The 11,089-nt window shown below is 59.1% G+C and carries 8 protein-coding genes; 1 reads left to right on the top strand and 7 read right to left on the bottom strand.

Features of this window, described 5'->3' with window-relative positions; translation table 11 throughout:
- The 7 genes from ACFFT4_RS32365 to ACFFT4_RS32335 form a co-directional block, all read right to left on the bottom strand.
- The coding region (locus ACFFT4_RS32365; RefSeq protein WP_378053485.1) for a transposase at window positions 1-350 on the bottom strand (350 nt) is incomplete at its 3' end.
- Between the two features lie 464 nt (window positions 351-814).
- Window positions 815-3,568: an alpha-L-rhamnosidase gene (locus tag ACFFT4_RS32360; RefSeq protein ID WP_378053483.1), complete on the bottom strand. Its 2,754-nt coding sequence runs from the start codon at window positions 3,566-3,568 to the stop codon at window positions 815-817.
- Between the two features lie 30 nt (window positions 3,569-3,598).
- Window positions 3,599-4,423 carry a carbohydrate ABC transporter permease gene (locus ACFFT4_RS32355; RefSeq protein ID WP_378053481.1) on the bottom strand — a complete coding sequence of 275 codons (825 nt, stop codon included), beginning with the start codon at window positions 4,421-4,423 and terminating at the stop codon, window positions 3,599-3,601.
- Window positions 4,420-5,346, bottom strand: coding sequence for a carbohydrate ABC transporter permease (locus tag ACFFT4_RS32350; protein WP_378053479.1), 927 nt, complete (start codon window positions 5,344-5,346; stop codon window positions 4,420-4,422). The genes ACFFT4_RS32355 and ACFFT4_RS32350 overlap by 4 nt, the downstream gene beginning before the upstream one ends.
- A 269-nt stretch (window positions 5,347-5,615) precedes the next feature.
- A complete protein-coding gene (locus ACFFT4_RS32345) occupies window positions 5,616-6,953 on the bottom strand; it encodes an ABC transporter substrate-binding protein (RefSeq protein ID WP_378053477.1) in 1,338 nt (445 codons plus the stop codon).
- A gap of 180 nt (window positions 6,954-7,133) precedes the next feature.
- Window positions 7,134-8,699 carry a response regulator gene (locus tag ACFFT4_RS32340; protein ID WP_378053475.1) on the bottom strand — a complete coding sequence of 522 codons (1,566 nt, stop codon included), beginning with the start codon at window positions 8,697-8,699 and terminating at the stop codon, window positions 7,134-7,136.
- Window positions 8,692-10,437 carry a cache domain-containing sensor histidine kinase gene (locus ACFFT4_RS32335; protein WP_378053473.1) on the bottom strand — a complete coding sequence of 582 codons (1,746 nt, stop codon included), beginning with the start codon at window positions 10,435-10,437 and terminating at the stop codon, window positions 8,692-8,694. The genes ACFFT4_RS32340 and ACFFT4_RS32335 overlap by 8 nt, the downstream gene beginning before the upstream one ends.
- Window positions 10,438-10,658: 221 nt before the next feature.
- Between ACFFT4_RS32335 and ACFFT4_RS32330 the strand changes: the two genes are divergently transcribed.
- Window positions 10,659-11,003 carry a hypothetical protein gene (locus tag ACFFT4_RS32330; RefSeq protein WP_378053471.1) on the top strand — a complete coding sequence of 115 codons (345 nt, stop codon included), beginning with the start codon at window positions 10,659-10,661 and terminating at the stop codon, window positions 11,001-11,003.
- The last annotated feature ends 86 nt before the right edge of the window (window positions 11,004-11,089 follow it).

Below are 11,089 nucleotides of genomic sequence, written 5' to 3'. Positions count from 1 at the left end.
GCAGTTCCCATCCGCGTGCGGTCCAGACCAATCGTGCTGTGATCGAAGCCGAAGAAATCAACAGGCAGCTCCAGGAAGCGTTTCATAAACAGATCGCCGATGATCTTCTCCTCCGTTTGGCGATCAGACATCGCGTAATAAGCTTGAATGAGATGGACTTTAAGTTTAAGAGACGGCGCATAGGGATGCTGACCGCGGCCAGTGTACAAGACAGAGCAGAGCTTGTCTGCAAAAGAGAAATCGATCTTCTTCTCTACATGGCTCCAGAATGGGTGATCCGGCAATTTGGAATAGACGAGAATATCTGCGAATGAAAGTTGATCGAACGTTTTGTAACGGACGTTATGCATATGTGCCCCCCGGACAATTTGATATAGAAATTATACCAAGGTTAGCGGCGGTGAGGGGGAGAAAAAGCACGGTCGCAATGACCATGCCTTTTCCACAGTTAATCGACGGCTTCTGGGAGGCCGCTACGCAGGCACATTCGGGCAACCACCCGCTTTAGCGGTCTGACAGGTCGTTACGCAAGCCCATTCGGGCAAAATATTCTGACGAGTGTCATATACGTCACAATTGGTCAGCCGCAGAAAAAAACCGCCGCGCGGCAGCCGTCACTTAGGGCGTGTATGCAAACCCGCTCAGGAGCATCTATCACCGCCTTTTCGCCCCCTGCTGCGTCACTTTTGCTTGACGTACCTCCGGTACGCCTTCACAAAAGTTCCTTGCATGGAACGAAAATTCGGCAACATCTGCTTTCCTCGGAGTATGCATACACGCCCTAGAACGCCCTCGCACAGCGGTCTTTCCTTCTTCAAGCTTCCGCGCTGGCGGGCAGCAGCGACACGAAGCTGAACTTGCCCGAGCCGACTCGGAACACCGCGCAGCCGTCCTCGCGGCCGACTTCGCCGACGCCCTCCGCCAGCCGAGCCGGCGTATCGCCCTCCAGCACCTCGGTTCCCTCCACCGACGGCACATAGACAAGAGCCGTCGCGTTGGCCGGAATCTCCACCGTCAGCAGCAGTTCTCCGTTTACGATCCGCCACTCCGTCGCAACCGGTCCGCTCACGCTGTCATAGCGGCAGCGCGCGAATGTCAGCTCGCCAAGCGGCCGCGGCCGAATCAGCAGCGCTCCGAAGCCCGCTTCCGCGCCCTCGCGCCCAATGCCGCCGACGTGCCGGAACAGCCACTCGCCGACCGAGCCGAAGGCGTAATGGCACAGCGAATTCATGCCCGGGTCCTGAAACCCCTTCTCCTCCGTCCAGCCGTCCCAGCGCTCCCAGATCGTCGTCGCGCCCTGACGCACCGAGTACAGCCAGGACGGATACGCCTCGCGCAGCAGCAGGCGGAACGCCAGGTCGGCGTGCCCTTCCCGCACAATCGCGTCCATCAGAAATTTCGTGCCGAGGAAACCCGTCGTCGCCATATCTCCCAGCTCGCGAATTTTGCCGACGAGCCTCGTCACCGCGGCCTCCCGCAGCCGCTCCGGCAGCAGGTCCATTTCCAGCGCCATCGCATAGGCCGTCTGCGTATCCCCTTTGATCCGCCCTTCCTCGTCCACGAATCGATCGGCGAACGCGCCGCGAATCTGTTCGAACCGCTCCCGGTAAGTCCGGCGATCCTCCTCCTCGCCCAGCGCTGCGGCGATGTCCGCCATCAGCTTGGCGCTGTACGCCATATAAGCCGTCGAGAAAATATCGTAGGGCGTCGTGGAATGATGGCTGACCATGCGGCCGAATTCGGCGATCCGCTCCTCGAACGGGCGCTCGTTTACGGACAGCCAGTCCCCGTACTGCGGCACGTCATCGCGAATGCCGTCCGGGAATTGAGCGCGGTTGAACTCGACCCAGCGCTTCATCGAACCGTAATGCTTGCGCAGCACGCGCCGGTCTCCGTAGGTTTCGTACAGCAGCCAGGCCACGATGAGCGGAGCGTCCGCCCATCCGGCCGAAGCCGTATGCGTGTAAGTAAAGTCGTTGTCGAACTCCGTCTTCGGTCCGAAAATAAACGGAGCAAAGTCCGTATACGCTCCGGTCGGCCGCTGCGCGTCCTCCAAGTCGACGAGCCACTTGGCGTAGAAGGCCGAAACGTCCATATAATAAGCGGCCGTCCCGGAGAAAATCTGCCCGTCCCCCGTCCAGCCATGCCGCTCGTCGCGCTGTGGGCAGTCCGTCGGCACGCTCATGAAGTTCGCCCGCTGCGTCCAGCGCACGTTCTCGATCAGCCGGTTGACCAGCGGATGCGAGGTTTCCAGCTCACCCGTCTCCGGCAGCTCCGAATGAACGACGACGGCCGCCGCTTCTTCCAGCTCGAACGGCCCGTCCCCGCGCACCTCCACATAGCGAAAGCCGTGATACGTAAAAGTCGGCTCGAACCTTTCCCCTTCTCCGCCCCGGCATACGTAGACGTCGGTCTGACGAGCGAAGCGCAGGTTTTCCGTGTACAGCTCTCCATTCGCATCCAGCGCTTCGCCGAACCGGAACGTGATCCGGGTTCCCGCCTCGCCCTTTAACGAAGCCCGCATCCAGCCCGCCAGGTTTTGCCCGAAGTCGAGCAGCACGCGGCCGTCGGGCGTCCAGCGCAGGCTGTGCGGCGCCCGTTCCCCCGTCTCCCGGATCGGCCGCGACATCTGCGCGACGATCCAGCCGCGATAATCGTACATGACGTCGGCCGGGCTCCAGATCGCCTCCGTCGCGAATCCCGGTGCGTTCCAGCCCGGCATCTCCAGCCGCGCGTCGATCGTCTCCCCCATCTGCAAATCCGAGGAAACGACCGGGCCGAGCGACGCCGTCCATGAGCCGTCGGTCGTCACCTTTTCCCGCGTGCCGTCCTCGTACTCGATGCTGAGCTGCATCAGATAAGCCGGGTCCATGCCGTATTTCTGATACCCGAACATGCCGATATAGCCGGAGTACCAGCCCTGCCCGAGCAGAACGCCCGCGGCGTTATCCCCTTCCCTCAGCAAGCGGGTGACGTCGTACGTTTGATACTGAACGCGAACATGGTAATCGGTCCATTCCGGCGAGAACACGTCCCGTCCGACGCGCTCCCCGTTCAGCCACAGGCGGTACAGGCCAAGCGCCGTCGCATAGACCGTCGCCCGGCGCACGCCTGCCCGCACGCCAAAGCCCTTCCGCAAGTATACGTTTGGCTTGGGCGCTTCCTTTGTCGGCTTGACGTCCTTTTTCCATCCGATCCACACGCCGTTCCATTCGTCCCGGCTCAGCAGCCCCATCGACCAGCAGGCGGTCTCACTCCAAGGCCCCTCAACGCCATGTTCGTCCCAAGCCCGCACCTTCCAGTACGCCCGCTGCTCCGAGACAAGCTCCCGGCCTTCGTACTCCACCTGCTGCGTCGCCGCGCTCGCCACAACGCCGCTGTCCCACAAGTCGCCCTTGTCCTCGTCCAGCAGCTCCGGACGGGATGCGACCAGCACCCGATACGCGCCTTGCGCCGCTCCTCTGCGCCCGCAGACGACAATCCATCCGAGACGAGGACGTTCGACATCTATTCCAAGCGGATCGTCCATATTTTCCGCACGAAGCCGCTGCGCTCTCAACGTTTCCATCTCTCCGCCTCCCAAGCTGTACGCCTCTCTCTACCCTTTAATCCCGCCCGAAGCGACACCCTCCAGCACTCTGCCGGAGAAAATAAAGAACAGAATCAGAATCGGCACCGTCGCCATGACCGAACCGGCCATCGCCAAATCGATGTTGTACATCAGATTGTTCGTGAACTTCATGATCATGAGCGGAATCGTCTTCTTCGCCTCGCTCTGCAGCATGATCAACGGAACGAAAAACTGGTTCCAGATTTGCACCGACATAATGATGCAGATGCTGAACACGACCGGGCTCGCCAGCGGGAACATGACCCGTTGGTACGTCGTCCATTCCCCGGCCCCGTCGATCTTCGCCGATTCGTACAGGTCGGCCGGCAGCTTCTCGAAAAACGTCGTCAGCAGAAACACCGGCATCGACAAGCCCGACGCAAGCACGATCACGACGCCCCACTGCGAATTCATCAGTCCCATGTCGCGAATGAGCAGGAAAATCGGAACGATGCCGAGCTGCACCGGAAACATGAGGCCAATCAGAAAATAGACGAGCAGCCCGTTCTTGAAACGGAACCGGAACCGGCCGATCCCGTAGGCGACCATCGACGACAGCGCGATCACGATCACCAGCGTTGCGGCCAAAATCAACACACTGTTGAAAAAGTAACGGTGAAAACCCGCCTCCGCGAACAGCTTGCCGAAATTGGCGAAATTAAACACGTCGGGCAAGCCGAACGTGTTCGACAGCAGCTCCTTTTTCGAACGGAACGCCTGATAGGTCATATAGCCGAGAACGAACAGCGTAAAGGAGGAATACAGCCACAAAATCGCGGAGCTGACGTAGGTTCGGTTTGCTTTCAGATTCATGCTCCATCCTCCGTTCGGCGATAGGTGAGAACGACTTGGACGACGGCGACGACGAAAATGACGGCGAACATGACGCAGGCGATCGTCGTGCCCATCCCCATCGCGTTCACGTTCATCGTGCCTCCGACCGCGCTGTTGTCGCCGAAGGCGATCCGGTAGAAGAACAGAGCCATGACGTCCACGCTGCGGTTGATGCCGCCCGATACGCCGCCCAGAATAAAGCTGAAATCGAACATCGTCATCGCGAAAATGTAAGTCAAAATCAGCATGTTCAGCACCGTAGTCTTGATCTGCGGCAGCACGATGCTGAAAAACCTGCGCCAGTAGGACGCCCCTTCGAGCAGCGCGGCCTCCATCATTTCTACGGGTATCATTTTCATCGCCCCGAGGAAAAAGATCATGCCGACGCCGATGCCCGACCAGGCGACCATAATCCATACGATATAAATGCCGAACTCCGGCAGTCCGATCCACGGCCTCGTCCATTCGCCCAGGCCGACCGCTTCGAGCAGCTTGTTAAAGACGCCGATGTTCCCGTCGAAAATGAGTGTGCCCATAAACACGATAACGGGCGTGGCGATAAATTGCGGCGAGAAAATCATCGCCTGGAAGAAGCGATGCCCTTTGATTCGGCTGTACAGCAAATAAGCCATGTACAGCTGTCCCGGCAGCACGGCGAGCGCATTGAGCAAAAACAGAATCACGCTGTGCCGGAACGCGCCGGTCAGCTGCCCGAACAGCTCTTTGTTGCCGAACAGCTCGGCATAATTGGCGAAGCCGACGAACGTCTTCGGCCCGATCCCGTCCCACTTGTTCAAGCTGATCTGGAACGCCGAGAAGATCGGATAGACGGTAAACAAGCTGTACAGCGCGAAGCCCGGCAAAATAAACCACAGAAATGGCCGTTTTCTAAACCAAGTCAACCGTAACACCCTCTCTGCCCGCGGCAAAGGGGCTGTCCCATACCTTACAAAGCTTCTTGGCAAGATAATCGATGAACAAGGGGACAGGGGGATGTACCTCCCTCCGATGCTATACGCTCCTGAAATTTGAATAGGCAAACCCGTTGCAAAGTGATTTCAGGAGCGTATGAGGCAGTCTCCGGGGAGGTACATTCCCCTTCTTTGTCTATCGATCATCCCAAGCTTCTATCTACCGGGACAGCCCCTTGATCCGGATGATGTCTTCATTTTTACTGCGCCGGGTAAGTGGCCGCCTTGTCGAGAATGTCCGCGCCCTCGGCTCCGGTAATCGCAGACGTCATCAGCTTCGGAATGACGTCCTTCATGAAGACGTCGGCCGCGTTGGATTCCTGCGAGGACAGCGCGGTCAGCACACTGTAGATGTTGACGCCCGCTTCGTCGAATACCGCCAGCTCCTTGACGCCTTCGTCCTTCGGCGTAATGTCCTTAAGCGTCGGCACAAGGCCTACCGCATCCTCCAAAATTTGCTGCGCCTCGAGCGAATTCAGGAACTCGATGTACTTGACCGCCTGATCGGGATGCGCCGACTTGGAGGATACCGCATACGTCATAAAGTTGCTGTAGCTGGACTGCACGACCTTCTTGCCTTCCTTGTTCGGAATCGAGAAGCGTCCCAGATTCATGCCGGAATCGACGTAAGTCGCGTTGGCCCACGTGCCGTCGATGATCGCCGCCGCTTTGCCGTTCGTGAACGCGAATTGCGCGGCCGCGTAGTCCTGCGCCAGAAAATCCTTGCCGAAATAGCCCTTGTCGACGAAATCGCGGAACGCCTGCAGCGATTCGGCGACGGTCGGATCGGTCAGCTTGCCTTGTCCGGCCTGCGCCGCCTTAAGCGCCTCGTTGGAGAAGGCCGGCGCGAAGGCGAAGATCGGCCAGGCGCGATCCCATTCGCTCTTCCCGGCAAGCGTAATCGGCGTAACGCCCGCCGCCTTCAAAGTCTCCAAGCCTTGAACGAATTCGTCCCACGTCGTCGGAGCCTGCAGTCCGTTTTTCTCGTACAGATCCTTGTTGTAGTACACGACGTTCGTATCGAAGAACGAAGGCAGCGAGCAGTAGATTTTGCCGTCTACCGTACAATAGGTTTTTTCGGATTCGGAGTAGCGGGACATGTCGAGATTGTAAGACGTCAGATCCATCAGGAAGCCGTTTTTGACCATTTCCCCCATCTTCGCCGTCTTGTCTCCCTGAACCCAGAACAGGTCGGGAAGCTCGTTGGCCTGCAGCGCGACGTTTAAGCTTTGATCGTTTTGCGCGAAGTCGTATTCCAGCTTGATGTTCGGATACTTGGCCGCGAAGGCGGCATTGATCTTCTTGAACGGTTCCTCCAGCACGGCCTGGTTGCCGAGGTCTCCCCATACCTTCAGCGTGACGTTCTCCTCTTGGGAAGCTGGCGAGCTCTCCGCGGGAGCGCTGCTCCCGGAGCTTGCGGAAGGGCTGGCCGACGGGCTCGAAGCGTCGTTTCCGTTGTCCTTGCCGCCGCACCCCTGCAGCACCGCGCCGGTCATGGCAAGCAGCGCGAGCGCGGTAACGAGTCTGTTTCTCTTCAAATGAAACCCCTCCGATTTTCGTAGAAATGTAGGCATGATCGCGATCTTTCTAAAGTGTAAGCGATTGCACCCACCTGCTCCATGCAGCAATCGAGCGAGAACGTTCCATCTCGACCGGAGAACGCGGACGTCCTCCGGATCATGTTCCATATTTTACGATGCAGATTCCTTTTTACAGGGTCAACCTCGCCGTTTGAACTGTTTGACCGTCTGGCCCGTCGTGCGTTTGAACACCTTGATGAAATAATTGGCGTTCAAATAGCCGACGCGGGCGGCAATCTCCTCCGTGGAAAGCTCCGTCTCGTTGTACAGCCGAATCGCCTCGCGAATGCGGACGCGCGTCAGGTAGTCGGAGAACGCTTCTCCCGTCTCCTGGCGAAAACGCTGGCTGAAATGGCTCGGACTGAAGCTGACATGCTCGGCGGCGTCTTCGAGCCGCAGCGGCTCGCCGTAACGGCTCTCCACGAACGCCTTCGCCTTGGCGACCCAGCCCCGGCTCGCCTGCAGCGATGACGCCGCCTCCCGCGCCCGCTCCAGCAGCTCCTGCACCTGGCGGACAAACTCCGTCCGCGTGCCGAGCTGGCGGAACGCTTCATTCAGCGGCCAAGCGGCGCCGAAGCGATCGCGCAGGCTCTCCGGGTCCGACTCGTAGCGCTCGACCATCAGGTTCATCAGATGGGTCGCGATCATCTCGCCGACCCGCTGCCATTCGACCGGAAGCAGACGAACGGAAGGATCGGCGATGCGGCGGCGAATTTCGTCTCCCAGCTGCTCGAAATGCAGAAAGTCGATTTTGTTTTTCGCCTGTCTGTACAGCTCCAGCCGCTCCTGCTCGGCCATTTCCCGCAAGACGACATGCTCGCCGAAGTAGATGCCCGCGCCATCGTAAAAGCACATCTGGACGGCGAGCTCCGATTCCTTCCTCGACCGTCCCAGCCGCTCGAACGGCATGGCGCTCCCTGCTCCGACGACCAGCGCCACGTTCAGATTTTTCGCCCATGCCGCCGTAAGCTCCTCGGCAATCTGCCGCAGCCGAATCGCGTCGTCCGTCTCGCCTTCCCGCAGCGCGCAGGCGCCGTGCAGATGACCGTCCTGCTCCCCGAAGTATTCCAGCCCGTCCAGCCGGGAGAAAATCTCCTCCGTCTGCAGCGCCATCGCCTTGCGCTCCGTCCGGGAATAGCCCGACGCTCTCGGCAGCGGCGTCAGCACAATCCAGCGCGCCGCGCCGCCCCATCTGCTCAGCCGTTCCAGCAAGGCGGGGCAATGCTCCGATAGGCGGGTGTCCGGAGTCTCTGTCGTCCGTGCCAGCCAGACGGCTCTCTCGTCGTCCAGCGAGCTTGCCAAGCCGGTTGTCTCCGGCGCTCCCGCTCTTTCGCCCTTTACGGACAGCGCATCGAGAACGCGCAGCAGTTCCTCGGGCTCCATCTCGTATTTGGAAATATAATCGTTGACGCCGGCCTGAATCGCCTGACGGGTATATTCGAAATCGCTGTAGCTGCTCAAAATGATAAAACGAAGTCCCGGATCGAGCCGTTTCAGCTCGCGAATCAGCGCAAAGCCGTCCATGCCCGGCATGCGAATGTCGGTCAGCACGATGTCGAACTTCTCTTCCTCCGCCGCGCGCAGCGCTTCCTCCCCGTTTTTGAATACTCCGGCGATGCGGTAGCCGCGGCTCTCCCAATCGATGATCGACTGCAGGCCGATCCGTACGAGCGCCTCGTCGTCGACAATCATCACTTTACGCATGCGAGCGCTCCCCCTTCTCCTCCGCCGATGCGATCGGCCGCAAAGGCACTTTAACTGTTACCGACGTGCCGACGCCCGGCTCGCTGCGCATCGACAGGCCGTAATTCGTTCCGTAATGAAGCTGGATTCTCTCATGAACGCTGCGCACGCCGAGCCTGTCGGTCGGAGAAGCCGAGAGGCCGCTCACGAGCCGATCTGTCGTCTCCTCGTTCATGCCGACTCCGTTGTCCGCAACCGTTACGAGCAGATGGTCGCCTTCCGATACGGCGGACACGATAATTTCTCCGGGATGCTCGGACGGCGCCAAGCCGTGAATCAGCGCATTTTCGATCAGCGGCTGCAGCAGAAATTTCAGCACCTCGACCCGCTCCAGCTCGGCCGGAACGTCGGTCGCGAACTCGAAATGCTGGTAGCGCACCTTCTGAATCGCGACATAATTGCGCAAAATCGCGATTTCGTCCGCCAGCGGCACCGGATCGCCCGACCCGCGCAGCGCGTAGGTGAGCAGGGCGTTTAAGGCGTCGACCATCTCCTTGATGTTGTCCTGCCGCTGAATCATCGCCATCCAGCGAATCGAATTTAAAGTGTTGTACAGAAAATGCGGCGACAATTGGTTTTGCAGCACGCGAATTTCGGCGTCCTTCTTTTTCTTCTCCTGTTTGGCCACCTCGTCGATCAGCTGCTCGATCTCGTACATGATCGAGATGAACGTATCGTTCATCTCCACGATTTCCACCGCTCCGCCGAACCGCTTCAGCTTGCCCGGGCGCACGCCCTTGATGCCCATCTTCATGTTCATCGTCAGTCGGCGAATCGGGATGACCAGATCGAGCGCGAGCAGATGCGTGACGACAAGACCGAGCAAAATACAGCCGAACAAAATAAACAGCGCCTGCCGCACCGTAGAATAGATCGGCTCGTACAGCCGATCCAGCCGCATCTGCACCGCCAGCGTCCAGCCGTTGCCCAGCCGGTCGTCGGCGAAGCTGAGCAGACGGCTGGCCTTCACGTCGTCGATCGACACCTCGTTGTCGACGAGCGGCTCGCCGTTTTCGTCCAGCAGCTTAAGCGCCGTATCCTCCTGAAACTTCATCTGCCGAAAAATATCGCCGACGGCTTCATCGCGAATGACAAGCGTCAGCGTGCCCAGCTCGTTCAGCTTCTCGTCGCGGATCGCCCGGCCTAACCGGAATGCCCGGAATTTCGTATAGCCGTCGTCGAACGTCTGCGGCGCGAACCATCTGGCTCCTCCCTTCATCACTCCGACGGCCGACCGATACGCCGGATTGCTCACGTCGTATTCGTCGATGGCGTTTTTGCCGTACGTATAGACAGCGCTGGGCGTCTCGATCTTGATCGAGCGGATGTAGCTGTTCTGGTCCGCGCCCAGCCAAAGCACGTTCAGCTTCTCGTTGATCGCGCTCTCCACCTTGAACCTGTCGTAAGCCGACTCGGGCTCCGTCTTCGCCAGCTTCAGCAGCTCGCCGTCCGTCATAATCTGCTTGCTGAGCTGCTCGTAGCTTCTCATCCGGTCGTCGATTTTCTGCTCCATCAGGCCGAGCAGGTCGGTGGCGTATTCGGCGGCTTTGGCCTTCGAGGAGGACGTATAGCTTTCGGTCAAATAATAAATACCCGCAAGCGCGGGAAGCAATATAAGCGGCATATAAACAAGCACCAGCTTGTAAGGCAGGCGGACGCTGCGCCAACGCGTCGGAAGTCTGAACCGGCCGATCCTCATCCGTCTCCCCCTCATGTATGCGGTTTCCCCACCATTCTAGCACAGATGGCCTCGACTTCGTTCCGAAAATAAATGGTTTTGCCGCAAGCCTCGGCCGCAAGACAAAACAGGCCATCCCGAGAAGGATGGCCTGCATATTTGTCGCTATAGATAACTGGATGTTCCCCGTATCGTCGCTGGAAGAGGGGGAATAAGGCGTGTGACGCAGGCGTACTTGGCGGATGACCGCTTTTAACGGTCCAGCAGGCCGTTACGCAGGCCAATTCAAGCGCATGACCGCTTGTAACGGTCCGGCAGGCCGTTACGCAGGCCAATCCGGACCGCCGACCGCTTTTAACGGTCCGACAGGCCGTTACACACGCCAATCCGAGCGGATGACCGCTTTTAACGGTCCAGCGGGCCGTTACACAGGCCAATTCGAGCGCATGAGCGCTTTTAACGGTCCGACAGACCGTTACGCAAGCCAATTCGAGCGCATGAGCGCTTTTAACGGTCCAGCAGGCCGTTACGCAAGCCAATCCGGGCCGCCGACCGCTTTTAACGGTCCAGCAGAAGCCGTCGATTAACTGTGGCTAAACACAACGCCTTCTCTCCCACTCGGTAATTTTGCGAGTTCATGTGGGACAGGAGGCGTTTTTTGACGTGCTTGCTG

Origin of the sequence: Cohnella cellulosilytica, assembly GCF_042431195.1 — a bacterium.
Taxonomy (GTDB): domain Bacteria; phylum Bacillota; class Bacilli; order Paenibacillales; family Paenibacillaceae; genus Cohnella; species Cohnella cellulosilytica.
This window is presented reverse-complemented; position numbering and strand designations above follow the sequence as displayed.

Coding starts and splice junctions, on each gene's coding strand:
- ACFFT4_RS32360 (WP_378053483.1), bottom strand. CDS start 3,568: ATGGAAACGTTGAGAGCGCAGCGGCTTCGTGCGGAAAATATGGACGAT.
- ACFFT4_RS32355 (WP_378053481.1), bottom strand. CDS start 4,423: ATGAATCTGAAAGCAAACCGAACCTACGTCAGCTCCGCGATTTTGTGG.
- ACFFT4_RS32340 (WP_378053475.1), bottom strand. CDS start 8,699: ATGCGTAAAGTGATGATTGTCGACGACGAGGCGCTCGTACGGATCGGC.
- ACFFT4_RS32335 (WP_378053473.1), bottom strand. CDS start 10,437: ATGAGGATCGGCCGGTTCAGACTTCCGACGCGTTGGCGCAGCGTCCGC.
- ACFFT4_RS32330 (WP_378053471.1), top strand. CDS start 10,659: ATGACCGCTTTTAACGGTCCAGCAGGCCGTTACGCAGGCCAATTCAAG.